This is a genomic window from Aeromonas veronii (assembly GCA_041319085.1).
GTDB lineage: Bacteria > Pseudomonadota > Gammaproteobacteria > Enterobacterales > Aeromonadaceae > Aeromonas > Aeromonas veronii_F.
The window spans coordinates 3,510,334-3,534,946 of the sequence record CP101033.1; the positions used below are offsets into that span (position 1 = coordinate 3,510,334).

A 24,613-nucleotide genomic window follows, 5' to 3' on the forward strand; every position below is an offset into this window, starting at 1 on the left:
TGAATTTCACATTTTATGCATAACCAGCTCGGATGGGCAGAAATGATCGTCTTTTTTAACCATTTTTTCCTATTTTTAAGAGCCAGCTCGCCATAGAGTCAGAATAAAAACAGCAAATGTTGCAATAAATTTTCCATGGAGTGGATATGTCGTTAGCAAAATTATTAATCAGAATAATTGTCGTCCTGTTCCTGATCGGTGCGGCGCTGCTGTTTGCACTGGAAGTCACGACAGTCCGCCAGTCCATCCTCGACCAGATGTCAGCCAACCTGGAAACCTCCATCACCGCGCTCGGGCTGGTGCTGCAAGGTACCCTGCTCAATGATGACAATGTGCTGGCCGAAACCATCATCAATGCCATGTTCGATGGCGGCTTCGTCAGCTCGGTCACCCTGATCGATCCCGATGGTCAGTTGCTGTTTCAGAAGGTCTTCCACTCGACCCAGCAAAATGTTCCCGGCTGGCTGCCCTCGGTTATCGGCATGCCGCCGGTCAAAATTGAGCAAGAGTTGACCGATGGCTGGCGCATGCTGGGCACCCTGACACTGGAGGGGCATAGCGGCTACGCCTACCAGCACCTGTGGAATGCCATCAGCCGCACCGCTCTGGCACTGCTGGCAGGCCTCGTTGTATTTACCCTGATCATCTCCCTGGTGTGCAAACGCCTGCTGCACCCCCTGGCGCAGATCAACCTGCAGCTGATCCGGATCCGCAAACACCAGTTCAACCGCACCCTGCCCATCCCCTGGTTGCAGGATCTCAAAGAGGTGGCGATCTCCATCAACCAACTGGTCTCCGAACGTAAACGGGATCTGCTGCAACAGCGACTCAAGGTCACCCAACTGGGAAAACAGCTTCCACTGACTCACCCGCAGCCGCTGCAAGGGTTAAGCCCGTTACCAGAAGGTGGGCAACTGCAAAAATTTGTCTCAACTCAAGGGGATATCGCGATCTATCAGCGCTTTTTACCCAACCAGCATCTCGGCGCCGACAGCGAGCTCGCGATCGTCCTGGCCGCCCTGCAACAGTGGCAGCACTCTCATATAGAGGGGATCTTGCTGCCCCTCTCCCTGCTCAATCATCCGCAATGGTCAGAGATCGCCCCCCTGCTGAGCCAGGGCCGAGGTACAACGCTGGATTGGCGCTGGGATGTGGCCACGTTCCCCTCCCATGGCCAGTCTACCTTGGCGGCACTACAGGAACAGGGGTGTGAGCTCGCCTTCAGCGCCATTCCCCTCAATGCGGATACCTTCAATCAACTTGACCCGCTCAATCCCATCTTTATCAGCTGCCAGCTGACCGATGAGCCGCTCTACTGGAATCTACTCTCCCAGACCATGCATGCCGCCGGTTATACCCTGCTGGCAGAATCTGGAGAGTGTCGCGACATCGACAAACTGCGGACCTGGGGTATCGATGGTTATGCCAAGGAGGCGCAATCATGAAAAAGCTCGCCATGCTGTTGCCTCTGTTTTGGCAACCCGGGTTAATGGCTGAAACCGTCACTATTGGCACTGGTGGTGAGCAGGGCATCTATCACCAGATAACCAGAGAGTTCTGCCGTCTGGCCCATGAGGTCGACGAGCAACTTGCGTGCAAACTGCAGGCCACATCGGGTTCAATAGAGAACCTGCAACGCGTGAGGCGCGGCGAAGTCTCCTATGCCATGGTGCAGTCAGACTGGCTCTATCAGGCCAGCAAGGGCTTGGGCCCCTTTGCCGAACAGCCACAACCTGAGCTGCGCGCGCTGTTTGCTAGCCATGCTGAGCCCTTCACCATAGTGATCCGTGCCGATGGCGATATCACGTCACTGGAACAGCTCAAACTCGCCCCCATCGACATGGGGTTGAAGAGCTCGGGTACCCGCCAGACGGCGCTGGCCCTGTTCAACATCTTGGGAGCGAAAGAGCAGGATCTCGACCTGAAGAGCGTGGCCAACCTGCCGGATGCGCTCTGTAGCAAGCAGATCGACGCATTTGCACTGGTGATGGGACACCCGAACCGGATCGTGCTCGACACCGCCAAACGTTGCGCGGTCAGTTTCCTCCCCATCGATGGGGCCACCCGAGATCAGCTACTCAAGGGGGTCAAATATTACCAACGCAGTCAGGTACCCGCCCGCATCTACCCCGGCAATCTGAAGGCGACACCCACCTTTGCCATTGCCGCCACCCTGGTTACCAATGCAGCTATGCCGGAAGAGTCTGTCTATCGCTTGACCAAGGCCATGCTGACCCAGCAGACCAAGTTCAATGAGCAGACTTATGGCTACGCCAATATGTTTCACCGGGCACGTAATAAAACCGGCCCGGTGCTGAGCATTGAACAGCATCCGGGCGCGGCGAAATATTTCGAGGAGTTGAAAGCGGCGGGCAAGCTATAGCTGACGACGGGGAGAGCGCAGTTGCTCGCTGGAAAAACGGGTCTTCATCGATGTCCACTGCGCCAGCCGGTCGGCGCTCCCCGCCAACGTTCCTTCCCGCCGTGACTTCATGATCCAGATGCTTTTGGCATCGAAGCTGTAAACGGGGATGAGATCGGTACGCTTGCTGCCGGGCAGGATCCGGCTGTTGATGTTATCGAGCACCAGCGGATCTGATTTGGGGGTCGGGAAGTAGAGCGTCACCATGTGAAACCGGTTGTAACGCACCGCCTTGACGTAGGCCAGCCGCAGCCTCTTCTCATCCACCCCCAACTCCATCAGGGTGTAGTACTTGGCGATGCTATAATCCTCGCAATCCCCACCCCGGGCACCGATGAACTCCAGCGGATTGGCCCAGTAATCCTCATCCCCCCACAACCAGGGGTCCTCGCTGTAGGTCAGATTGTTGAAGTAGGTGTTCACCAGCTCGATCTTCTGCTGGTCAGTTGTTCCCGCTCTGGGGGTGAGCAGACGAGAAAATGCCTCGGCCCGCTGGATGGCGCGGCCACCATACACGTCCTGCAGCTTGGCCCGCAGATCCGGGCTGGCAATGTACTCGGAAAGACGCGAAGCCTGCACGCTGGCGCAACATAGCGCCAAGGTGCAGGCCGGGATCAACAACCATTTCATACCAGACACTCCATGTCAGATGCTGGTGGTCAGTATAGTCCGCCCGAATGAGAGACTCAGCCGCTGATCAGCGACACTGGGCGAAGGCGTCTGCCAGTTGCTGCATGAATTGGGGATAACCATCCGGGCCGAGCGGCACCTGTTCACCCACCTCATCCAGCAACAGCACCTTGGCGCCGGTATTGCGTGCCACCGATTCGATCACCGCCGGTGAGAATTGCGGCTCGGCATAAATGCAGCTCGCCTGCTTCTCTTCCAGTGCCTTGCGTATATCCACCAGGGTCTTGGCGCCCGGGCGACGCTCAGGGCTCACGGTAAAGTGACCCTTTGAACTCATGCCGTAGTGGCGCTCCCAGTAGCCATACGCCTCGTGGAAGACAAAGTACCCCTTCTCATTCACCGCCTTCATCTGGCCAGCAATCACCTTGTCTTTGGCATCCACCTTGGCATCAAATACCGCGAGGTTGGCGTCATAACGAGCCTGATTGGCCGGATCCAGCTTGCCCAATTCACTTGCGATCGCCTTGGCAATCACTTTGGCCTGCGTCGGGCCAAGCCAGATATGGGGATCGACCCCTTCGTGATGATGTCCCTCATGCCCTTCATCATGGTCACCGTGCTCGTGAGCGGCATGATCGTGATCATCATGGTCATGGGAATCGTGACTATCCTGAGTCGCGTAGTTGAACAGCGGCATCCCCTCAACCTGAGTCAGGGCCAGAGCATGGGGATGATTGGCCAGCGGCTTGGCCATAAAACCTTCCAGCTCGGGGCCAACCCAGACCACCAGCCCAGCACTGTTGATGCTGCGAATATCGGAAGGGCGCAGGGAAAAATCGTGGGGAGAGGCGCCGGTCGGCAGCAATACCTTGGGCTCGCTCACGCCGTCAGTGATCGCTGCTGCGATGAAGCCTAGCGGCTTGATGGTGGTCAGTACCTCAATGGCACGAACAGGCAAACTCACCGCCAGCAGGGCAGTGAAAAGCGCAATAATTCTCATTGGTGAATCTCGTCAGGGGGTGAGTATGTGATAATATAACAGCCACTTTTTGTTATATTATAACTCTCACTGGCTGTAAACCCCGGAGTTGTCATGAGCCAACTGGTAGAGCTGAAAGAGGTCTCTCTCTCGTTTGATGGACGCTCTGTGCTCGACAAGGTCTCCCTTACCCTCAATAAAGGCAAAATCACCACGCTCGTCGGCCCCAACGGGGCTGGCAAGAGCACCCTGAGCAAGCTGGTGCTGGGTCTGCTCACCCCGGACTCGGGCAAGATCACCCGCAGCCGCGATCTGAGAGTCGGCTATGTGCCACAGCGCCTCTATCTGGATCCCACCCTGCCGCTGACGGTACGCCGCTTCCTGCAACTGGGCAAAAACAGCCGCCTCTCCATCGAGGAGGCACTGACCCGGGTGGGCGCAGAGGGACTGCTGGAGAACCGGATGCAGAAGCTCTCCGGTGGTGAGATGCAGCGGGTGCTGCTGGCTCGCGCCCTGCTGGTCAAGCCCGAACTGCTGGTGCTGGACGAGCCGGTGCAAGGGGTTGATATCACCGGCCAGATCGAGCTCTATGCCCTGATCGGTCAGCTCGCCGCCGAATTCAATTGCGCCGTGCTGATGGTCTCCCACGACCTGCATCTGGTGATGGCCAGCACCCACGAGGTGATCTGCCTCAATCGCCATGTCTGCTGTCATGGCGAGCCGGAAAGCGTGGCGCGCCATCCCGAATTTGCCCGTCTGTTCGGGCGCCCGGAGCAGGAGGTGCTGGCGGTCTATACCCACCATCACCATTGCGACGGCGAACACCATCATCATGAACCGCAGGCCCCCGTCATCCGCCTGCCCTCTCGCAACAACGCTCACAGCAAATAGCGCAAGCAACAGGACATTCAAGTGGACAGCTTTCTGTTATACGCCCTCGCGGCCGGCCTCGGCATCGCCCTGCTGGCTGGCCCCCTCGGCAGCTTCGTGGTATGGCGCAAGATGGCCTATTTTGGCGACACCCTCTCCCACGCCTGCCTGTTCGGTATCGCGCTGGGCATCCTGCTGCAGGTCGATCTCACCCTGGCGGTGGTGGTCTGCTGCCTCGCCATGGCGATGCTGCTGGTAATCATGAGTCGCAACCAGCAGGTGGCGACCGATACCCTGCTCGGCATTCTGGCCCATAGCGCCCTGTCCCTCGGTCTGGTTACCTTGAGTTTTATGGATAATGTGCGGGTGGATCTGATGGCCTACCTGTTTGGCGACCTGCTCTCGGTACAACCGATGGATCTGCTCTGGATCTACGGCGGTGGCGCGCTGGTGCTGCTCACCCTGTGGCGCTTGTGGGATCCACTGCTCTCCATGACCATCTCGGAAGAGCTGGCGCGGGTAGAAGGGATCCGGGTCGATGTGTTGCGCTGCGTATTGATGCTGCTGATTGGGCTGGTGATCGCCGTGGCGATGAAGTTTGTCGGCGCGCTGATCATCACCTCCCTGCTGATCATCCCCGCCGCCACCGCCCGCCGTTTCAGCCAGACACCGGAGCAGATGGCTGGCTTTGCCGCGCTGATCGGCTGTCTCGCCGTGCTCGGCGGATTGACGCTCTCCTGGTACCAGGACACCCCGGCTGGGCCTTCGGTCGTCGTCTGCGCCACCAGCCTGTTTGTGCTGAGCCAGTTCAAGAGAGCGTAACGGTGCAGGCTAGAGCGGCATGCTCTGGCGTGTCTCCATCATCAGCCACTGGCGCAACCGGCTGATGGCGGGCTCATGGGCCCGCGAGCGCTTGCAGGTAAAGTAGAAGGCATCCCCCGTCTCCAGCTGGTGTACTGGCAAGGCCACCAGCTGGGGATCATCGGGCCGCAGCATGTAGTCATTCACGAACGCCACCCCCTGATCCCAGGCCGCCGCCTCCATCGCCAACAGCACATGGCTGAAGTGGTGCATCCGCGCCTCGTCCGGAATCACCAGCCCACCCGCCTTGGCCCAGCGCTGCCAATCCTCCCCCCTCGCCTTGTAGATGGACTGCACCGACAGCAACGGCAACTGCCAGATGGCGCCCGGCCACTCCCCGCTGACCTGCTGCAACAGACGGCGACTGCAGACCGGAAAGAGCCGCTCCTGATAGATAAGATCGTGGCAATAGCCGCGTCCGTGGGGCGACACAGTGATAAAGCAGTCCGCCACCCGATCGGAGAGCTCGGGGTCTTCCGCCACCATCTCCAGACTCAAATCCAGCTCGGGGTAGAGCTGGCGCAATCCAGCCAACCGCGGGATCAGCCACTTCACCGCAAAAGAGCTGTAGACTGCGAGCCGGACTCGCATCTCGCCGCCACCGCGCAGCTGCTCGCTGCTCTGGGCAATCTGGCCGAGCCCGGCGGCAATCCCCTCGAAATAGCTCTCCCCCTGCGTCGTCAACGAGAGCAGCCGCCCCTGACGCAGCAGCAACCGCTCCCCCAGAAAATCCTCCAGCAGGCGGATCTGGTGGCTGACCGCACTCTGGCTGACGTTCAATTCAAGGGCGGCACGGGAGAAGCTGAGCAGCCGGGCCACTACCTCGAAATATTGCACCGCACGCAGAGGAGGAAGCTTCATTATCTAAATATCTCATGAGTGGTCATTTTTTATCATTTTACTGAATATCAACCGGCACGCTACCCTCCCCTCATCTGAAGTGGGAGGTGGTATGAATGCAGTAGGGATCGGCATCCTTTATCTGGTGCTGGGCAACATGGTGGCGGTCTTTTCCGATGCACTGGTCAAGGTACTGGAGCCGGATCAGCCCATCTTCCAGTTTGTCTTTTTTCGCCAGCTCTCGGCCGCCCTTCTGCTGATGCCCTGGCTGCTCTGGTCATGGCGCCGCAACCCGCCGGTGGCCATCAAATGGCACCTGCTGCGGGCCCATATCTGGGCGGTCGGCGTCTGTCTGATGGTGGTCGCCCTCACCCGCTTGCCGCTCGCCACCGCCAATGCCCTCTTCTATGCCGCGCCGCTGATGATGGTGCCGCTGGCGGTGTGGATGGCGGGGGAAGCGATCTCGCGCCAGAAGGTACTGACCGCGCTGATCGGCTTTATCGGGGTACTGATCGTGCTGCGCCCGACCGAAGTGAACTGGGCCGCACTAGCGGCACTCGGGGTGGCGCTCTCCATGGCGCTCAACAACCTGCTGATCAAGCGGATCCCGCTCAAGCAGCCCATCGCCCAAACCCTGTTCTTCACCAACGTGCTGAGCATGCCCTTCATTCTGGCGCTGGCATTGTGGGAAGGGGGGGACTGGCAGTGGCAGATGTGGTGGCCCGCCTTTGGCTCTTCGGCGCTGATCATGGTCTATGCGGGCTTGTGCGTGGTGGCCTATCGCAAGGCGGAGGCGAGCAAGATCGCCTCGGCCGAATATACCGGTCTGCTGATGGCCGTCGCCATCGGGGTATGGCTGTTTGACGAGCAGCCGGGTCTACCGCTGCTGCTGGGCTGTATCTGCATCGTCCTGCCGCTCATCGCCATGGCGCGCAGCAAACCCAAACCGCTGGCCGAGCCAGCGGTCTAATGCTCAGGGTCGTTTCAGCAAAGGGGCGACCCTTTGTTGCAGATGAGGGATAACCTCCTGCTCGAACCAGGGATTCTTTTTGAGCCAGAGGGTATTGCGCGGGGAGGGATGCGGCAACGGCAGCCAGCCGGGGCCATAGTCGGCCCAGCTGCGCACCGTGTCGGTGAGCGATCCCTTGGCTGCCCCCCGCAGATAGTAGGCTTGTGAATATTGGCCGATCAGCAGGGTCAGTTCGATATTGGGCAACAGCATCAATACCTTGTCGTGCCAGGTAGGCGCACATTCGGGGCGCGGCGGCAGATCGCCGGATTTTCCCCTGCCGGGATAGCAGAGCCCCATCGGCATGATGGCGATGCGGGATTCGTCGTAAAAGGTGGCCTTATCGACACCGAGCCAATGGCGCAAGCGATCGCCGGAGGGGTCATCCCATGGGATACCGCTGGCATGCACCCGGGTGCCGGGCGCCTGACCGATGATCAGCAGGCGGGCACTCTCGGCCCCGCGGATCACCGGATGAGGCCCCAGCGGCAGATGAGCCTCGCACAGACGGCAGGCCCTGATTTGCTCAAACAACTTATCGATTCGCTGCATGACGTTGATAGTACCAGCATTTCCCTGTTTTCCCTCTTGTGGAAACAGGGCGCGCGCCCTACTATCGCCACGAGCGTTTAATTTAATAAACGGACAATAATGAAAAACTGGCTAGGTACCGGCACCGCGACCCTCTCTTTCATCCTGTGGGGGATGCTGCCGCTTTATTATCAATTCATGCCCGAGGTCAACATGTGGGAGCTCATCTCCCACCGCGTGCTCTGGTCTGTGGTGCTGCTGGGTGCCCTGTTTTTGCTGCTTGGCCACAAGGTGCCCTGGGCACAAATACGCAGCGAGCCGCGCCAGCTCGGCCTCATTCTGCTGGCGGGCCCCGTGATGTCCATCAGCTGGTGCATGTTCACCTGGTGCCTCACTACCGGGCAAGTGCTGACCACCAGCCTCGCCTTCTTTATGACCCCGCTGTTCAATATCGTATTCGCCGTCATCTTCCTCAAAGAGCGGCTTACCCCGCAAAAGCATCTGGCGGTCGCGCTGGCGCTGGCGGGGCTCGCCTACATGCTGTTCTGCTACGGCCAGCTCCCCTGGTTCTCCCTCGTCATGGGAGCCAACTTCGCCTGCTACGGCCTTATCAAGAAGAAGATCCACTACGACACCGGCACCAGCCTCTATCTGGAAGCCATGGTGCAACTGCCCGTCGCGCTGATCATCATCGGCACGCTGGCTTGGCACGGGGAAGGGGCATTCGTGAACGGGGATCTGGCCGACAAGCTGCTGCTGATGGGCAGTGCGCCCGCCACCCTGTTGCCGGTGGGGCTGTTCTGCTACGCAGTGGCGAGAACCCGGATGAGCACGGTGGGGCTGCTGCAATATATCGAGCCCAGCCTCGCCTTCCTGCTCGCCATCTACTGGTTTGGTGAGGCGCCGGACCCCATCAAGGCGGTCGGTTTCGCCTTCGTCTGGGCCGGTCTGCTGGTGAGCCTGTTGCCGCTGCACCGGCTCAAGCGCCGCCCTCAGGGCGTACCGCGATAGGACTCCAGTACCTTGTGCCAACGGGGATCTCTGTCCATCTGCTCGGCAATGTCGTTGAGACGGGCATGGAGATCCGCACGGGATGTGGGGACCAAAATATGGCGGGTATAGCTGGACTGGGGAAATGGGGAAATAAACAGCTTGTCCTGATAATCGGATGAGCCGATTAAGAAACGCAGCGCTGAGCCACTCACCAGAGTCACATCGATGCGTCCCCGCAGCAGTAGATCGAGATTGGTCTTCACCTTCTTGGCATCGTGACGCTCTAGCTCACCCCGTGCGACAGCTTCATCGATCCCCTGATAGCGATAACCCTCCACCCCGCCAAACACCAGCCCCTTGAGGGAGTCAGGCCCGCGATAGGTAACCGGGTTGTCGATGTTCGAGACCAGCTCGTTGGTGTCGCGCATCACCGGAAAGGTCCAGAGATAACGCTCGCGATGGGGATCCCCCACCCAGGCGGGATTGACCCAGACCACCAGACCATCGAAGTCGGGATCCGCCATCTCCAGCGCCAGCCGGGCGCGATTGACCAGCCAAAGCTCGATTCTGGGTTCACCCCCCAGCTTTTCATTGAGATACTTGACCAGCTCGCGGCTCAGCCCTGCATCCCCACTGATGTTGAAGGGGGGATGCTGATGGTAATCGTAGAGACGGATCGTCTCCCCCAGAGCCGGGACCGACAACAATAACCACAACCAAAACCAGACTCTCATCGCACCTCCTTGAGCTGCCTCTGAGTTTGGCACAGAGAATTTGAATGAGAGAACCCGCGACCACCACACCGGTACAGCAACCTTCCGCCCCTTCCCACTGGTCTGTCTATATGGTGCGTACTGCCACCGGCCTGCTCTATACCGGGATCAGCACGGATCCGCTGCGCCGCCTGCGCCAGCACCAGAGTGGCAGGGGCTCTCGCGCCCTGCGCGGCAAGGGGCCACTGACGCTGGCATGGCAACAGGAAGTCGGCGAGAAGGGGGCGGCTCTGCGCATCGAATATCGCCTCAAGCAGCAGCCGAAATCCTTCAAGGAGCAGCTGATCCACAGCCCGGCACTCTGGCAGCGCTGGAGCCCCCAGTGGTTAGCCGAAACGACCAGGCCTTAAGGGTGACAGGCAAAAAAAGGCCACTCGATGAGTGGCCGGAAAGGGGAAATCAGGGAGCATCACACAACGTCTTGCACAACCTCAGGCGGGTTAGAGGTAGGTATTGGAACGCTTGCTGCGGTTGCTGATCAGCCAGCAGACCGCCAGTACCAGCAGCAACCAGGGGGCCAGCTTGATGATCAGAGCAAGCATGCCGCCCAGCGCCCCAAGCAGCACGAACAGGCCGCTCACCAGCAACATGGCTACCAGGGTAAAACCGGTCAGTGCCATGACCAGCAGCACCACCAGCAATATGAAAAATTCCAGCATAACTTGCTCCTTATCAGTACCTTATCTGCCGACTGGTCAACCCTTCGGTCAATCCAGCCAGCGCTTCAATTCATAACGGGGCGGCATCACCAGCACCGCCAGCAGATAGGCGGCCAGTGCCAGCGGTGGCATCAGGATCAGGGCGAGCAGTGCCACCACCCGCACCGTGACTCTGGAGACCCCCAACCGCCTGGCAATACCGGCACAGACCCCGGTCAGCTTGCGATGCACCAGGTCCTTGGGCCAGGGGCTCATGATTACACCTCCGCCTTCTGGCCTTTGAGGCGAGCCAGCTCGCGCTCGATCTCGTCATTGAGCTCCAGCTCGCGGAACTGGGCCTCCAGCGAGGGATTCTGCCCCAGGGTGGCCGCCTCCAGCTGGGCTTCCAGCTGATCGACCCGGCCCTGAAAACCGTCAAAGCGCGCCATCAGCTCATGCATGCGCTGGTTGTCCACCTGGGCACGGGCACGAATGCGGCTGTGGGCCGTCTGCTCGCGCAGGGTCAGCAGTTTTTGCTTCTCGCGCGCCTCGGTCAGCTTGGCCGCCAGCCGCTCGCTGTCGGCGGTGAGCTGAGCAAGCACCTCAGCCACCCGGGCCTTGTCCTGCTCCAGCTGTTCACATTTTTTGACCTCTGCCAGCTTCTCGGTGAGGGCGGCGCGGGCCAGATCCTCACGCCCCTTCTGGATGGCGAGCTCGGCCTTGGCCGACCACTCCAGGATCTGCGCCTGCAACGCCTGCTGGTGACGCTCCAGCTGTTTCTGTTCGGCAATCACGCGGGCGGCCTGGGTACGCATCTCGACCTGCACCTGCTCCATCTCTTCGATCATCAGGCGCAGCATCTTCTCCGGCTCTTCACTCTTGTCGAGCAGGCTGTGCAGGTTGGCATTTATCACGTCGGTCAGGCGGCTGAATACGCTCATGGTCTGGCTCCTTGTTGATGGGATGGCTATCTCTTCCCATTGCATTACAAGAGCCGTGCCAAAAAAAATTATTGTTGTTTTACATATAGATGGGAGTTTACTGAGGAAATTCAAGAAGAGATTGTTGGTGAAAATAGCCAACCAGGTGGTGATTTTTACCAACAAAAAAGGGAGCCTCTGGCTCCCTTGACGATTCATCTGCGATATCCGTCAGGCGGCGTGGCTGTGACCCAGTTTGCTGTCCAGTTCGGTCAGCTTGGCCTCCATCCGGGCGCGGCAGGTGTCGGAGAGATCGCGAATGCCGGCGGCACCGTGCTCCTTGCTGCAGACCGGGGCCATCACGTCCACCAGCACTTCGCCGTTGTCCCAGCGATTGAGGTCGACCTGACCGAAGTAGCTGGAGCAGACGATGGGCACCACGGGCACTTCAGCCTGTACCGCAGTGTGGAAAGCGCCCGCCTTGAACGGCAGCAGGCCGCGCCCCTGGGAGCGGGTCCCTTCCGGGAACATCCAGATGGAGGTGCCACGGTTCTTGATGCGATCCACCACCTGACCTATGGTGCCGATGGCACGGGAGCGGTTGGAGCGGTCGATCAGCACGTTGCCGGAGAGCCAGAAGATAAGGCCGAACAGCGGCAGCCAGAGCAGGCTCTTCTTGCCTACCGCCACCACGCCGGGCTGCACCGCACCGGTCACGGTGAAGATGTCGAAGTTGCTCTGGTGGTTGCAGACGTAGACTGCCGGGCCGACCGATTTGACCTCGTCGGCCACCGTCACCTTGACTCGCAGCCCGATCAGCGGGCAGACCGCGTGATACATGCGGGCGAATACATAGACGTTGTTGGGATGGCGCGGACGAACCAGACAGAGCAGCAGGCCGAACAGGAACCAGAAAATGAGCAGCAGACCAAGCAGCAGCACACGGGCAATTTTGAGCATCGAACACCTCGAGTTTTAACTCGGCGCAGTATACTGATCCCCCTTTTAGCGAACAAGCGTTCGCCAAACAGAACCGACCACCCTCCCCGTCGCGCCACCTAGAGTACTCATCAATACGCCGCCGACTTGCCCCACCCGCCATTGGTCGTTAGGATGGCCCCATCTTGATGGACGGGGCGAACATGATTTTGCAACAACGGGTAGCGAAACACCTCCTGCTGCTGGTCTGCATTCTGGTGCTCAACTGTGCGGCCCAGCCGCTGGCCCGTCTGGCTCAACTCGATCAGGCCCTCAGCTGTCAGGCACTGCCTGTTCCGAGCGCCGCGATGGATCAAGAGGATGCCAAACCGGCCAGCCCGCAGCCCACCAGTTGCCAGCTCAACGGCAAGTGGCTAAGTGCCGCCACCCTGCTCTGCGTCGAACAGCTCTTCTTTGCCATGGCGGTGCTGATCGCCCTGCTGGCCCCCCTTTGGCGCTACACACCGCCACTGCCCCCTCCCAGAGTCATCTCACCGCCCGAGCGGCGTCTGCACCTCACCCTGTGCGTCTGGCGGGAATGAGTTTGGCTGCGTTCTTTCGTTAGCTGTCACTCATTTTTGCGAGACCAAAAAGATGTCGAATCTCTTCAAGGCGGCCCTGCTACTGGGCGGTCTGCTGTGGCAATCCATGGGATTGGCCAGCGACACGGGCTGGCTCACCAGCCCACAGAATGATCACGCCCGGGTACGGCTGCAGGCCGACCGCAGCACGGCAGATCAGACCCGCATCCTGCTCGATGTCGAGCTGGAGTCAGGCTGGAAGACCTACTGGCACAGTCCGGGCGAAGGGGGCATTGCCCCCCAGATCCTGTGGGATGAGCCGGTCGGCGACTTTCAGTGGCGCTGGCCGGTGCCACGTCACTTCGAGGTAGCCGGGCTCAGCACCCAGGGTTATCAGGGGGAGGTTACCTTTCCCCTCAGCCTCCACTACCCAACTGGGCAACCGCTCAAGGGGACTCTGCGCCTATCGACCTGCAGCAATGTCTGCATCCTGACCGACTTTCCCTTCACCCTCGCAGTGGATGGGCAGGCCCCGGCCGACTTCGATTTTGCTTGGGCGAAGGCGATGAGTACCCTGCCCCAGCAATTGCCCACCGACACCCGGGTCAAGCTCGGTTATCAGCACAACCAGCTCTGGCTGCTGGGGGCGGCGCTGCTCGGCGGCCTGATCCTCAACCTGATGCCCTGCGTGCTGCCGGTACTGGCGCTCAAGCTGGGCTCTGTGTTGCAACATCAGGACCGTGAACAGGGAACCGTGCGCAAGCAGTTCCTCGCCGCCAGTGCCGGGATCATCGCCTCCTTCTGGGTGCTGGCGGCCATGAGCAGTCTGCTGCGCGCCCCCGGCTTTGGAATGAGTGGGGCGGTCGGCTGGGGCATCCAATTCCGGAGCGCCGGTTTTATCGGCTTGATGGTGCTGGTGACCTTACTGTTTTGCGCCAACCTGCTGGGGCTGTTCGAGATCCGCCTGCCCAGCGCCCTCAGCACCCGCCTTGCCACCAGCGGCGGCAACGGCCTCGGCGGTCACTTCCTGCAGGGGAGCTTCGCCACTCTGCTGGCGACCCCCTGCTCGGCCCCCTTCCTCGGCACCGCAGTGGCCTTTGCGCTGGCGGCTCCGCTCGGCCAGCTGTGGCTGATCTTCACCGCGCTCGGAATTGGCATGAGCCTGCCCTGGCTGCTCGTGGCAGCCCTGCCACGGCTCGCCCTCTGGTTGCCGAAACCGGGGCGCTGGATGGGGGGCCTGCGCATCCTGCTCGGCCTGATGATGCTGGGCTCCAGCCTCTGGCTGGCGAGCCTGCTCGACAACCATCTCGGCAGTTATGCCACCGGCTGGCTGATGGTTGCCATGCTGCTGGCCCCGCTGATTGGCATCATCTGGCGTTACGGCATGCGTGGTTTCACACTGGGGATCGCCCTCACCGCCCTGATTGGCAGCCCTCTGCTGCTGAGCGGCGCCTTTAGCGCGCAGGGCTCGGCCAGCGTTGACAAGGTGGTCTGGCAGCCGCTCTCTGAACGCGCCATCACAGATGCGCTGGCCCAAAACAACCGGGTCTTTATCGATGTCACCGCCGACTGGTGCGTCACCTGCAAGGCCAACAAATATAACGTGTTGCTGCGCGATGAGGTGCAACAGGCCCTCTCGGCCCCCGATGTGGTGGCCCTGCGCGGCGACTGGAGCAAACCGAGCGACACCATCGCCGCCTTCCTGCGCCAGCGCGGGGCGGCGGCCGTCCCCTTCAACCAGATTTATGGCCCGGAGTTGCCGCAAGGGGTCACACTGTCGCCCCTGCTCGACAAGGACGATCTGCTGACCACCTTGCACAAGGCTGGCCTGCTTCAGGCTGGCACCACCCGATTTTAAGGAGCAACCATGAAACCGACTCTGAGCGCCCTGACCCTGCTGGCCTCCCTTTCGGCAGCTCTGCAGGCTCCGGCTCTGCCCGCCGCCCCCTTCACTGCGGAGCAGGAGGCGCGTATCAAGGAGCTGATCCGCGAGACCCTGGTCGCCAACCCCAAGATCCTCGACGAGGCAGCCGAATCCTGGGAGAAGCAGAACGCGGCAGCCCAGGAGGCGCAGCTTGGCAACTTCATCAAGGGCAATCAGGACGTGCTGTTCAACAGTGCCACCAGCCCGCGCCTGGGGGCCAAGAATCCCAAGCTGACCCTGGTGCTGTTCACCGACTACAACTGCCCCTACTGCAAGCAGTTCGATCCCCGCCTGACCAAGCTGCTCGAGGCCTATCCCGACGATCTGGGGCTGGTGGTCAAGCTGCTGCCGTTCAAGGGGCAGAGCTCGGCCAAGGCGGCCCAGTACAGCCTCACCCTCTGGCAACAGGATCCGGCCCGTTTCCTCGCCCTGCACGACAAGCTGATGAGCAAGCAGGGGATGCTGACCGAGGCGGACATCAACAAGGCGCTGGCGGCCACCGGCAACACGGCCCTCAAGCCCGATGCCAAGGCCACCGAGGAGCTGCGTAACAGCCTGCGCATCGGCACTCTTCTTGGCGTGCAGGGCACCCCGGCGACGCTCATCGGCAACCAGCTGGTGCCGGGCGCCCTTCCCTATGACGAGCTGGAGCAGCTGGTGAAGGCCGAGCTGGCCAAGCGGAGCTAAGCCATGGCGGAGGATGCAGTCGTAAATGCCCCCCGCTGGCGCCGTTGGGGCAAGGAGGCGCTCTGGCTGCTGCTGATGGTGCTGGTCATCTCCACCCTGCTGGATCTGTGGCGCAGCCCCACCCTGCCGGCGGGGGCTATGGAAGCCCCCTTCACCCTGCAGGATGGCACCATCACCAGCCTGGCCGAGCAGAGCCGCGGCAAGCCGCTGCTGGTCTATTACTGGGCCAGCTGGTGCGGGGTGTGCCGCTTCACCACGCCGACCGTGGAGAACCTGTGGCAGGAGGGTGAAAACGTGCTGACGGTGGCGCTGCGCTCCGGCAGCGATGAGCAGTTGCGCGCCGGGATGGCGAAGAAGGGGCTCGCTTTTCCCACCCACAACGATGAGCGGGGAGATCTGGCCGCCCGCTGGCAGGTGGGGGTCACCCCCACCTTCCTCATCATCAAGGATGGGACGCTGGTGAGCAGCACCACCGGCTGGAGCTCGTGGCTCGGGCTCAAGGCCCGCCTGCTGTGGGCCGGCTGGTAATCCCGTCAGCCCAGCAATGTATGCAAAGAGCCCGGTATCACGACCGGGCTCTTTTTCATCTGAAGGCTGACAAGCCTATTTCGTGGGCGCCATGGCGCCCTGACCGAGCCGCCCCCTGGCGCTGGCCCGCTCGGCCTCGTCGAGTACCCCGTCCCCGTTCTTGTCCATCCGGGTGAAGAGGGCCTCATGGCGTGCCATGAACTGCGCCTTGGTCGTGTCCTGCATAGCCCTCATGTTGCCCATGTTTCCCATCTTGCCCGGCATGGCCTGGCCCGACTGCTGCATCGCCTCGTGCATCTTGGCCATGGCGGCCTCTCTCTCGGCCACCGACAGGGTGCCATCCTTGTCGGTGTCCTGCCGGGCAAAGCGCTGCTCGGCTCTTTCCATGAACTGGGCCTTGGTGATGTCCCCCTTGATGAACATCAAGGGCTCGTCGATGCTCTCATCGGCGGCGATGGCAAGGCCGCCCAGAAGTACCATAGGCAGAAGATAAAATTTGAGCATGGCTGTCCATTCCTTAGTAAGGGTCTCGGCCCGGCCGAGGCCTGCTGAAGATCGCCAGGGCAACGCCCGGCGCCTCCTGTAGTGTAGCCCCGGTGCCACCGCCTACCGGGAGGCAGATCGCAAGGTGTACCGACCGCGCCTCCCCCTGGTTACTTTTCTTCCTATTCATGGCGATGGCCGCCTGTTTGCGTTAAAATGTCGGGTTTTTGCCGAGCCTGGTTTGCCAAGATCCCCGCCGCCAGGCCAGCGCAGGGTCAATTCCACGATGCCAGTGAGGCAGGATCCGTCATGAACAACTACTTCCGGGTGTTGGGCGTCAAGTCCAACGCCAGTGAAAACGACATCAAAAAAGCCTATCGTCGGCTGTCGAACCAGTACCACCCCGACAAGCTGCACGGGGCGAGCGAAGAAGAGAAAGAGCAGGCAGCCCTCAAGCTGCACCAGGTAAAGCAGGCTTATGAAGTGCTGTCCGATCCGAAACAGCGGGCCGCCTTTATCAAGGATTTCAACAACGTCATCGTGACCGATCCCGCTGCTGCCATGCAGGAGATGTGGGACCAGTTCTACCCCTGAGCCACCAGGCAAGAAGAGCGACTATGCAAAAAAAATGGGACCAGGCACGGCTCAAGGCCCTGCAAAGCGATGCCAGTGAAAACATCGAATCCTACCGGGATCAGGACGACCCCAAGGGGCTCGAGCAGTTCACCGACCAGATGAAAAGCCTGCTGCTGGCCGACATGAGCATGCTGGAGTTCATGCCCGAATACCTGCCGCTCGCCCTCTATGGCCGGGTGCAGTTCCCGCCCAAGGCCAAGGGGCAGTGGAACAAGTGGCTCGCCAGCGGCGAGCAGCCGAGCTGGGACGAGTTCAAGGTGAGCGTCGGCTTCAACAACGCCGCCCTGCCGCTGGTCAAAGCGGTGCGGGCCCAGAGCGAAGATCAGCTGATGGAAGCCTGCGCCGTGCTGTTCCTGCTCGACAACCCGCTGCCGCGCGGCAGCCACCGCGGCGATGACGACTATGAGCTGCGCGACGAAGAAGAGGAAGACGGGGAAGATGCCGACGCCGACTACCACGGCGGCAGTGACCGCTATGGTGATGACGACGGCGATCAGGATATGTACGACGAAGTCCGTTTCTAATTGGGGTAAGGCATGAGCAACAGTCTGATAGAAATTACCGCCATCGAGATCAAAGAGCTGGCCGTCATCGAGCCGAAGCAGGCCAGCGAGAAGTTCGAGCTGATCGCCAAGACCATGTCTGACGACCAGCTGGCAGAAGTGATTGAAAACATTGATATCGTTACCCTGACCCAGATCAACGGCCAGCACGACATCTCCTTTCCCTCCATCATCTCCGAGCTGATGACCCCGGAGCGGATCCGCGACATCGTCTGCCAGCAGCCGCTCTACTGGGAAGAGGCGATCAAGAACAACGCCGACGAGCTGCAACAGCACACCTTCGACTTCCTCAACTACCTGATCCGCACCCAGGATAGCGAAGCCAAGCAGCGCGAGATCCTCGAGTGCGTGGCCGAGGATCCGGCTGGTCTCTTCTACCTCGCCATCCCCTTCATCGAGTTCTATCGCGGCGATCGCTATGAAGAGGACGAGGGCTATCGCGACGTGCTGCACGCCGAAGAGGAAGATCTCGAAGAGTCCCTGCGCTACAGCGAGCGCCAGCAGAGCGAGGATGTCCACGACTACGCGCTGGACGACCCGCGCAGCCTCTTGATGCTCATTCGCGAGCTGGCCCCCGAGGTGGAGAAAGCCATCAAGGCGCTGCTGCGCAACGAGCACTCCACTTGGGACGGCATCATCAGCAAGTTTGCCGCCGAGCTGGTGATGCAGGCCAAAGAGAAGAACAAGGTCGAGGAAGACGAGTACGGCGACGTCGACGACATGTTCAGCTTTCTGGATTAAGGAGCCCATTCATGCAGTTAGTCATTCGCGATGCCAACCAGGGCCCCTATCTCACCCAGGTGCTGCGCTTTGGCCGCGACAATGAACGTTTGAGCGAACAACAGCTGGCCGCCATCAAGGGCAAGGCGGTGCTGATGAGCCTCAAATTCGCCGACAAGTACTACAACAAGTACAAGATGCACCTGCTGGAGCAGGCCGCCCACGACGTCATCGGCGTGGTGAGCCTCGGCCTGCAGGAGCTCTCGGCGCGGGATCCGGCCAAGGCGCTGGCGCTGCTGCAGGCGCCGGAAGGCCCTATCAAGCCGTTCCAGAAGGGCTGGTCCATGCTCATCACCGTCAGCCCCAAGCAGGCCGGCAACAGCCTCTACGGCGACGTGGATGCCCGCCTGCTGGACAAGATCTCGAGTCCCCCCGATGTGGAGGAGTGGCAAGGGTGGCAGGAGTATGAGAAGGCGCTGACCGAGCACAACAAGAGCCGCTTGATGGAGCTCATCGACCAGCACTTCTTCGCCTGCGAGAGCGACCACCCCACCATGGAGGACAAGCTGGCCGAGGCGCTGCTCTACCGCATCCTCTGCGGCAAGGGCAGTGGCGCGGCGCCCCTCAAGGTGAAGCAGGATCTCAAACGCCGACTTGCGCGGGAGATTGCCCTCGACGAGGCCTGGTTCGACACCGACCATCTGGCCACCCAGCTCGCCCTGATGCTGAGCGCGCTGCCCGCGGACATGGCCACCGCCCTGCGCCAGGAGTTGAGCCCGGGCTTTGTGCCCAACCTGCTGCATACCCTCGGCTTCGTGCGCCAGTACCAGCAGTTGCAAAAAGAGGACGCCTCTCCGGAGAAGCTCGACAACATGGAGATGCGCGCCGGTCTCAAGCACCCATTGCTCGGCTGGCCGCTCTATCACGACTTCTAAGGCCGCTTTCGTCGCCCATCCAGTCGCACCACAACGCCCGGCCCGCCGGGCGTTGTTATATCTGGCGACAAGCAATAAGGGTGGAATCAAGCAAGGTCTATTAGCGATAGCGTAATCGGCCGTACCGCCACCCGCAGTGGCTACGGAAATAGGGATTGTCCGTAAAATGGCGGTTCCTGTTTCGCGATCGTCTGATGACGCTGCGCCAATCAGACCTGCAGCCCGCCATTTATTTCACCAGCAACATCGATTGCACGATAGAGCCAACATCGACACCAACTGGCCGACCGGATCACATCAGCCGTACTGTAACCGCGTGGCACATGCCGTGCCCTGGTGCCACACCACCCACTCGGTCCGGCGCCACGGGTTCGCACGTGACGACCGAGGGAAGCGGTGTTTTTGCTACCCCGCAACGCAGAGCTGCCTGACGGACAGTCAGTCCTTCAATGAGGGCAGCCGCTGCATGCCGGTAACCGGGCATTGAGCGAGGTAATGGCCCACTTCAGGCTTAGCCTTTCAATCACGCAGGGGAGGGTTATCCCTTGAGGAAATCCAGTACCACCTGATGGTGATCGCTGGTTTTGAACTTGTCGAAGTGGTGGGCAATGTTGCCCTCTTCGTCGATCAGGAAGCTCTGGCGGTGAATGCCGTCATACTCCTTGCCCATAAATTTCTTCGGGCCCCAGACGCCAAAGGCATCTGCCACTGCGTGGTCTTCATCGGCCAGCAGGGTGAAGTTGAGCTGGTCCCGCTCTTCGAACTTTTTCAGCCGTTTGGCCGGATCCGGGCTGATGCCAAGTACCACCACATTGAGGGCGGCCAGCTCGGCGTTCACATCGCGCAGGCTGCAGGCCTGGGTGGTGCAGCCCGGGGTCATCGCCTTGGGATAGAAGTAGACCAGCACTTTTTTGCCGCGCAGGCCAGCGAGGCTGACCTGATTGCCATTCTGGTCGGGCAGGGAGAAATCGGGGGCGGGGCTGCCAGCTTGTAGTGGTTGCATGGGGTCTCCTCGGGTAAAACGCCCTCAGGCGTGTTTGCGATTGACGATAAACTCGAACGATTCGGCACCCAGTTGACGACAGAATTCGGCGAAGGCGGTTTGCGAACCTTCCACTTCACCCTCTCTGGCCAGATTGAGCTGAAAACTGATCTTCAGCAGGTTGAACGGCTGCTGCTCGAGGGTCATGGATTGCATCGCCTGGATGTTCCAGCCATGTTCGCTGAAGAACTGGGTGCACTGGCTTACGATGCCGGGCTCGTCGCGGATCAACAGGTCGGCACTGGCGCGGACGTCATACTGCAGGGACTGGTGGCGCTCGGTGCGTTTCATCATGGTGATGAGATCCCACTCCTGGCTACGCAGGGGCAGGCTGATTTCGAGTTGCATCATGCTGTTCCAGTCGCCCGAGAGCAGCATGATAAAGGTAAATTCATTGCCGAAGATGCCAAGGCGGCTGTCCACAATGTTGCAACCACAGCCACTGACGTGGCGGGTCACTTCATTGACGATGCCAGGCCTGTCCGTGCCGATGGCCGTTACGACCAGGTAGTGAGTCATAAATCTTCTCTCGTCCGTTATGTCGTTGCGAAAGCCGCGCTGGCAAGCCAACCCTTCAGCCCTGATGACCACTCCCTGAGGGGCGCTGCCGACTTTCGTCCATTACTTTTTGTGCCGGATGGTATCACGGCTTGCCCCCTCTCTCCCTTGTTTTTCAAAAGGGTCAGCTTTACCATTACGCCCCTGAAAATCGGGAGAAAAGTCCATGTTACGCGGTAGTATTGTTGCGCTCGTTACCCCCATGCTGGCTTCAGGTGAAGTCGATTGGGCCAGTCTGGCCAAGCTGGTCGACTATCATGTCAGCGCCGGGACCAGCGCCATTGTTGCGGTGGGTACCACAGGGGAATCGGTGACCCTGAGCGAGCAGGAGCATATCGCCGTCGTTGAAAAGACCGTTGAGTATGCCGCCGGACGCATTCCCGTCATCGCCGGTTGCGGCTCCAACAATACCGCCCACGCCATTGAATTGGCCAGACAACTGGCCAAAACCGGCGTGGTGGCGGGCCTCTCGGTGACCCCTTATTACAACAAACCCACTCAGGAAGGTCTCTATCGCCATTATTGTGCGATCGCCGAGGCTAGTGGTCTGCCCCAAATTCTTTATAATGTGCCCGGTCGCACCTGTTGCGATCTCAAACCACAGACCGTGGCTCGTCTGGCCAAGGTCCCCGGCATTATCGGTTTGAAAGAGGCAACCGGCGATTTGAGCCGCACCCCGCTGCTGCGCGAACTGTGCGGGCCGGAGTTTGCTCTCTACAGTGGCGACGATGCCACTGGTTGTGATTTTATGCTACAAGGTGGCGATGGCGTGATTTCGGTCACCACCAATATTGCAGCGGCCCAGATGGCCGACATGTGTCGTGCTGCGCTGGCCGGTGATGCCGGGCAGGCGCATGACATCAACAATCTCTTGATGCCGTTGCACCAGACTCTGTTCTGCGAACCGAGCCCCACCCCGGTGAAATGGGCCTGTGCCCAACTGGGGTTGATTGCAACAGCCACCTTGCGCCTGCCGCTGGTTGACCTCACTCCCGAGGGCGAACAGCTGATGGCGCGAGCACTGACCACAGCGGAGTTGATGGCGAGTGTTTAAATCTAATGGAAAGGGAAATAGAGCCCGTCTGGTGCTGAGCGTTGCGACCATGGCCGTATTGGCCGGTTGCAGCACCCCCCAGGATCGCAAAATGGCCAACCGCGACTTCGATTATGAAGATGCCCGCCTCGAAGGCCGCGCGTTCTTGATCCCCGCAGGATTGAGCGCCCCCACCTTCAACAGCCAGTACGATATTCCGCCGCTGCCCGAGAGCAGCCGTGAAGGTGCCATCGGCGCCAAGGTCGATGTGCGCCCGCCGGCCCAACTGCTGACGGTGGTACCGGGCAGTCAGGTGGTGCAGAGCGCAACCGAACCGACCGTTGCCTTCTATGCCCTGAGCACCAGCCAGAGCGTGGAGCGCGATACCTGGTCGTTCCTGATGAACTTCCTGGCCAAACACAAGGTCACCACCGAGAAGCTGGATCAGCAAGATGGCGTATTGCAGACCGGCTGGTTTGACAACACGGCCGCCCTCGATGGCTGGGGTGAAGATGACGAAGATTTCAAAATCCGCCAGCGTTACCAGTTCACCGTGCGCAACGATGCCCAGCGCCACGCCGTCAACATGTCGGTCCGGGTACTGGATCACGAAGAGACCATCAACGGCGAGACCAGCAACAAGCTGACCCCTGCCGATGCCCAGCGCTATGCCGCGCGGGTGCTGAACCAGTTCTCTCTCTATTACGACAGCCAGCTGAAAGCCCGTGAGCAGCACAAGTCCAACGATGGCATGGGTCTGCAACTGGGTCTGGACAACAACGAGCTGAGCGCCTGGATTGCCGAAGGCTCCTTTGACCAGGTGTGGCGTCGCCTCAACCAGGTACTGCCCGCTTACGGTTTTGTCATCAAGGATACCCAGCAGTCACTGGGCTGGATCGACGTCGAGTACGACGGGCCGGGCGCCGAGTTCTGGAAGGCGAAAGGGAGCGAGCCGTTCAAACTGGAGGAGGAGAAATACCGCTTCCAGCTTGGCGAAATGGCGGGAGGCAAGACCTCCATTACCCTGTTCGACAAGGACAAGAAGCCGGTATCGTCCGGGGTTATCTCTCAGATGTATATCAGTCTGTCCGAGGCATTCGCCAAGGGGCTGGCCGATCAGGCAGCAGCAAAAGCAGAATAAATACAGGGGCCTTGTGCCCCTGTTTTGTTATCAGAATCCCCCTGAAAACGAGGGGGTTCTGATCGGTTTTCGATGATGCGAGCCCCCTTGCCAGCCCGTTGCAAACAGAGCGTGCAGGTGAGGGACTCGCGATGTTTACCCCCCACAAACAGGAAGTGTTACTTACCATGAGTCTTGCAGATCAAGTATTGGCGGTGAATGACGATTTGCCGATCCGTACCGATAAACCTGTCCATTCCGGCAAAGTGCGCAGCGTCTACTGGTTGACCCCCGAAGACAGTGCCCGGCTCATAAAAGAGAAAGGCTATGATGTGCCGGCCGATGCGCCCCTCGCCCTCATGGTGATCAGCGATCGCATCTCGGCCTTCGATTGCATCTGGCAAGGTGTGGATGGCCTGAACGGCGTACCGGGCAAAGGGGCTGCGCTCAACGCCATCTCCAGCCACTGGTTCAAGCTGTTCAAGGAGAAGGGGCTGGCCGACAGCCACATTCTGGATATTCCGCACCCCTTCGTCTGGATCGTGCAAAAAGCCCGTCCGGTGATGATCGAGGCGATTGCCCGCCAGTACATCACCGGCTCCATGTGGCGTGCCTACAAGGATGGCGAGCGCGAGTTCTGCGGTATCACCCTGCCGGAAGGGCTCAAAAAGGATCAGAAGCTGCCGGAGATCCTCATCACCCCGTCCACCAAGGGCGTGCTGACAGGGCTGGATGGCGTGCCGGAAGCCGATGACGTCAACGTCTCCCGTGCCGATATCGAGCGCCACTATAAAGGCTTCAACTTCAGCAAACCGGCCGACATCGACCGCTACGAAGTGCTGCTCAAAGAGGGCTTCAGCGTCATCAGCGACGCGCTGGCCGGGCTGGATCAGATCTTCGTCGACACCAAATTCGAATTTGGTTACGTCCACGACGCGGCCGGCAACGAGAAGCTGATCTACATGGACGAAGTGGGCACCCCCGACAGCTCCCGTATCTGGGACGGCGCGGCCCTGCGCGATGGTCAGATCGTCGAGAAGTCCAAAGAGGGTTTCCGTCAGTGGCTGCTCAACCACTTCCCGGATCCGGACATCCTGCTCAACAAGAACCGCATGCCGGAACGTTTCGCCCTGGCCCGTGACAACAAGCTGCCGACCGAAGTGATGATGGATATCTCCAACACCTACGTCGGGATCGCCGAAAAGATTATCGGCCACAAGCTGGCGCGTTCTGCCAATCCCAAGCAGGAGATCATCGAGGTGCTGCGCGATCAGTACGGTCTGATCGACTAAGGGTGGCTCTCTTTTTTTGTTGCCTAGGAACAAACGTTTGCTGGCGGCAAAGGAAAGATGCAAATAAACAGACGGGCCCCATTGCGGGGCCCGTTTTTATTGCTGGTCTGGCGGTTAGCGGGCGGCG

The 24,613-nt window shown here is 60.3% G+C and carries 30 protein-coding genes; 18 read left to right on the forward strand and 12 right to left on the reverse strand.

Going from position 1 to position 24,613, the window contains the following annotated elements; all coding sequences use genetic code 11:
* Positions 1–146: 146 nt before the first annotated feature.
* A complete protein-coding gene (locus NMD14_16700) occupies positions 147–1,445 on the forward strand; it encodes a hypothetical protein (GenBank protein XEI32351.1) in 1,299 nt (432 codons plus the stop codon).
* Complete coding sequence (locus tag NMD14_16705; GenBank protein ID XEI32352.1) at positions 1,442–2,383, forward strand: TAXI family TRAP transporter solute-binding subunit; 942 nt, start codon at positions 1,442–1,444, stop codon at positions 2,381–2,383. Before NMD14_16700 ends, NMD14_16705 begins: the two co-directional genes overlap by 4 nt.
* Here the strand turns inward: NMD14_16705 and NMD14_16710 are convergent.
* On the reverse strand, positions 2,378–3,052 hold the full coding sequence (locus NMD14_16710; protein ID XEI32353.1) for a transglutaminase-like cysteine peptidase: 675 nt from the start codon (positions 3,050–3,052) through the stop codon (positions 2,378–2,380). The two genes, NMD14_16705 and NMD14_16710, sit on opposite strands and share 6 nt — an antisense overlap.
* Positions 3,053–3,119: 67 nt before the next feature.
* Positions 3,120–4,052: a zinc ABC transporter substrate-binding protein ZnuA gene (znuA, locus tag NMD14_16715; GenBank protein XEI32354.1), complete on the reverse strand. Its 933-nt coding sequence runs from the start codon at positions 4,050–4,052 to the stop codon at positions 3,120–3,122.
* 93 nt (positions 4,053–4,145) lie between these two features.
* Here znuA and znuC point away from each other — a divergent pair, with 93 nt between their 5' ends.
* Positions 4,146–4,922, forward strand: coding sequence for a zinc ABC transporter ATP-binding protein ZnuC (gene znuC / locus NMD14_16720; protein XEI32355.1), 777 nt, complete (start codon positions 4,146–4,148; stop codon positions 4,920–4,922).
* 21 nt (positions 4,923–4,943) lie between these two features.
* The gene (znuB, locus tag NMD14_16725) at positions 4,944–5,723 is read left to right on the forward strand and encodes a zinc ABC transporter permease subunit ZnuB (protein XEI32356.1); all 780 of its coding nucleotides are present in this window, start codon (positions 4,944–4,946) and stop codon (positions 5,721–5,723) included.
* 9 nt (positions 5,724–5,732) lie between these two features.
* Here the strand turns inward: znuB and NMD14_16730 are convergent, their stop codons facing one another.
* A complete protein-coding gene (locus NMD14_16730) occupies positions 5,733–6,623 on the reverse strand; it encodes a LysR substrate-binding domain-containing protein (GenBank protein ID XEI32357.1) in 891 nt (296 codons plus the stop codon).
* Between the two features lie 91 nt (positions 6,624–6,714).
* Here NMD14_16730 and NMD14_16735 point away from each other — a divergent pair, with 91 nt between their 5' ends.
* The gene (locus NMD14_16735; protein XEI32358.1) at positions 6,715–7,572 is read left to right on the forward strand and encodes a DMT family transporter; all 858 of its coding nucleotides are present in this window, start codon (positions 6,715–6,717) and stop codon (positions 7,570–7,572) included.
* Between the two features lie 3 nt (positions 7,573–7,575).
* Here the strand turns inward: NMD14_16735 and NMD14_16740 are convergent, their stop codons facing one another.
* Entirely contained in the window at positions 7,576–8,163 is a 588-nt protein-coding gene (locus tag NMD14_16740; GenBank protein XEI32359.1) for a uracil-DNA glycosylase family protein, read from the reverse strand.
* Between the two features lie 99 nt (positions 8,164–8,262).
* Here NMD14_16740 and rarD point away from each other — a divergent pair, with 99 nt between their 5' ends.
* Positions 8,263–9,153, forward strand: coding sequence for an EamA family transporter RarD (gene rarD / locus NMD14_16745; protein XEI32360.1), 891 nt, complete (start codon positions 8,263–8,265; stop codon positions 9,151–9,153).
* Here the strand turns inward: rarD and NMD14_16750 are convergent.
* Positions 9,135–9,869, reverse strand: a complete 735-nt coding sequence (locus NMD14_16750; GenBank protein XEI32361.1) for an ABC transporter substrate-binding protein — start codon at positions 9,867–9,869, stop codon at positions 9,135–9,137. The genes rarD and NMD14_16750 overlap by 19 nt on opposite strands.
* Before the next feature lie 44 nt (positions 9,870–9,913).
* On the opposite strand from NMD14_16750, the gene NMD14_16755 reads away from it, so the two are divergent.
* Positions 9,914–10,258, forward strand: a complete 345-nt coding sequence (locus tag NMD14_16755) for a GIY-YIG nuclease family protein (GenBank protein ID XEI32362.1) — start codon at positions 9,914–9,916, stop codon at positions 10,256–10,258.
* A 90-nt stretch (positions 10,259–10,348) separates the two neighbouring features.
* Here the strand turns inward: NMD14_16755 and pspG are convergent, their stop codons facing one another.
* From pspG to NMD14_16775, 4 genes are all read right to left on the reverse strand, one after another.
* Positions 10,349–10,567 carry an envelope stress response protein PspG gene (gene pspG / locus NMD14_16760; GenBank protein XEI32363.1) on the reverse strand — a complete coding sequence of 73 codons (219 nt, stop codon included), beginning with the start codon at positions 10,565–10,567 and terminating at the stop codon, positions 10,349–10,351.
* A 48-nt stretch (positions 10,568–10,615) separates the two neighbouring features.
* On the reverse strand, positions 10,616–10,822 hold the full coding sequence (locus NMD14_16765) for a PspC domain-containing protein (protein XEI32364.1): 207 nt from the start codon (positions 10,820–10,822) through the stop codon (positions 10,616–10,618).
* Positions 10,823–10,824: 2 nt separating this feature from the next.
* A complete protein-coding gene (gene pspA, locus NMD14_16770) occupies positions 10,825–11,487 on the reverse strand; it encodes a phage shock protein PspA (protein ID XEI32365.1) in 663 nt (220 codons plus the stop codon).
* 210 nt (positions 11,488–11,697) lie between these two features.
* Positions 11,698–12,426 (reverse strand): 1-acylglycerol-3-phosphate O-acyltransferase, encoded by a 729-nt coding sequence (locus NMD14_16775; GenBank protein XEI32366.1) that lies wholly within the window; start codon positions 12,424–12,426, stop codon positions 11,698–11,700.
* Positions 12,427–12,608: 182 nt separating this feature from the next.
* On the opposite strand from NMD14_16775, the gene NMD14_16780 reads away from it, so the two are divergent.
* The 4 genes from NMD14_16780 to NMD14_16795 are packed head-to-tail and all read left to right on the forward strand — an operon-like array spanning position 12,609 to position 16,104.
* Positions 12,609–12,986 (forward strand): hypothetical protein, encoded by a 378-nt coding sequence (locus tag NMD14_16780; protein XEI32367.1) that lies wholly within the window; start codon positions 12,609–12,611, stop codon positions 12,984–12,986.
* A 52-nt stretch (positions 12,987–13,038) separates the two neighbouring features.
* Positions 13,039–14,823 (forward strand): thioredoxin family protein, encoded by a 1,785-nt coding sequence (locus NMD14_16785; protein ID XEI32368.1) that lies wholly within the window; start codon positions 13,039–13,041, stop codon positions 14,821–14,823.
* A 9-nt stretch (positions 14,824–14,832) separates the two neighbouring features.
* Positions 14,833–15,576, forward strand: coding sequence for a DsbA family protein (locus tag NMD14_16790; protein XEI32369.1), 744 nt, complete (start codon positions 14,833–14,835; stop codon positions 15,574–15,576).
* A gap of 3 nt (positions 15,577–15,579) precedes the next feature.
* Positions 15,580–16,104: a thioredoxin domain-containing protein gene (locus NMD14_16795; GenBank protein ID XEI32370.1), complete on the forward strand. Its 525-nt coding sequence runs from the start codon at positions 15,580–15,582 to the stop codon at positions 16,102–16,104.
* 75 nt (positions 16,105–16,179) lie between these two features.
* Here NMD14_16795 and NMD14_16800 read toward each other — a convergent pair whose 3' ends face one another.
* Entirely contained in the window at positions 16,180–16,608 is a 429-nt protein-coding gene (locus NMD14_16800; protein XEI32371.1) for an EF-hand domain-containing protein, read from the reverse strand.
* Between the two features lie 288 nt (positions 16,609–16,896).
* On the opposite strand from NMD14_16800, the gene NMD14_16805 reads away from it, so the two are divergent.
* The 4 genes from NMD14_16805 to NMD14_16820 are packed head-to-tail and all read left to right on the forward strand — an operon-like array spanning position 16,897 to position 19,441.
* Positions 16,897–17,181 carry a DnaJ domain-containing protein gene (locus NMD14_16805; protein XEI32372.1) on the forward strand — a complete coding sequence of 95 codons (285 nt, stop codon included), beginning with the start codon at positions 16,897–16,899 and terminating at the stop codon, positions 17,179–17,181.
* A 23-nt stretch (positions 17,182–17,204) separates the two neighbouring features.
* On the forward strand, positions 17,205–17,747 hold the full coding sequence (locus NMD14_16810) for a hypothetical protein (GenBank protein XEI32373.1): 543 nt from the start codon (positions 17,205–17,207) through the stop codon (positions 17,745–17,747).
* A 12-nt stretch (positions 17,748–17,759) separates the two neighbouring features.
* Entirely contained in the window at positions 17,760–18,527 is a 768-nt protein-coding gene (locus tag NMD14_16815; GenBank protein ID XEI32374.1) for a hypothetical protein, read from the forward strand.
* Between the two features lie 11 nt (positions 18,528–18,538).
* Positions 18,539–19,441 (forward strand): hypothetical protein, encoded by a 903-nt coding sequence (locus NMD14_16820; GenBank protein XEI32375.1) that lies wholly within the window; start codon positions 18,539–18,541, stop codon positions 19,439–19,441.
* A 538-nt stretch (positions 19,442–19,979) separates the two neighbouring features.
* Here the strand turns inward: NMD14_16820 and bcp are convergent.
* Positions 19,980–20,444, reverse strand: a complete 465-nt coding sequence (gene bcp / locus NMD14_16825) for a thioredoxin-dependent thiol peroxidase (protein XEI32376.1) — start codon at positions 20,442–20,444, stop codon at positions 19,980–19,982.
* A 24-nt stretch (positions 20,445–20,468) separates the two neighbouring features.
* Positions 20,469–21,002 (reverse strand): glycine cleavage system transcriptional repressor, encoded by a 534-nt coding sequence (locus tag NMD14_16830; protein ID XEI32377.1) that lies wholly within the window; start codon positions 21,000–21,002, stop codon positions 20,469–20,471.
* Between the two features lie 205 nt (positions 21,003–21,207).
* Here NMD14_16830 and dapA point away from each other — a divergent pair, with 205 nt between their 5' ends.
* The 3 genes from dapA to NMD14_16845 all read left to right on the forward strand — a co-directional run bounded on the left by dapA (position 21,208) and on the right by NMD14_16845 (position 24,486).
* Entirely contained in the window at positions 21,208–22,095 is an 888-nt protein-coding gene (gene dapA, locus NMD14_16835) for a 4-hydroxy-tetrahydrodipicolinate synthase (protein ID XEI32378.1), read from the forward strand.
* A complete protein-coding gene (bamC, locus tag NMD14_16840; GenBank protein XEI32379.1) occupies positions 22,088–23,215 on the forward strand; it encodes an outer membrane protein assembly factor BamC in 1,128 nt (375 codons plus the stop codon). Before dapA ends, bamC begins: the two co-directional genes overlap by 8 nt.
* A 167-nt stretch (positions 23,216–23,382) precedes the next feature.
* Complete coding sequence (locus NMD14_16845) at positions 23,383–24,486, forward strand: phosphoribosylaminoimidazolesuccinocarboxamide synthase (protein ID XEI32380.1); 1,104 nt, start codon at positions 23,383–23,385, stop codon at positions 24,484–24,486.
* Positions 24,487–24,613 lie beyond the last annotated feature (127 nt).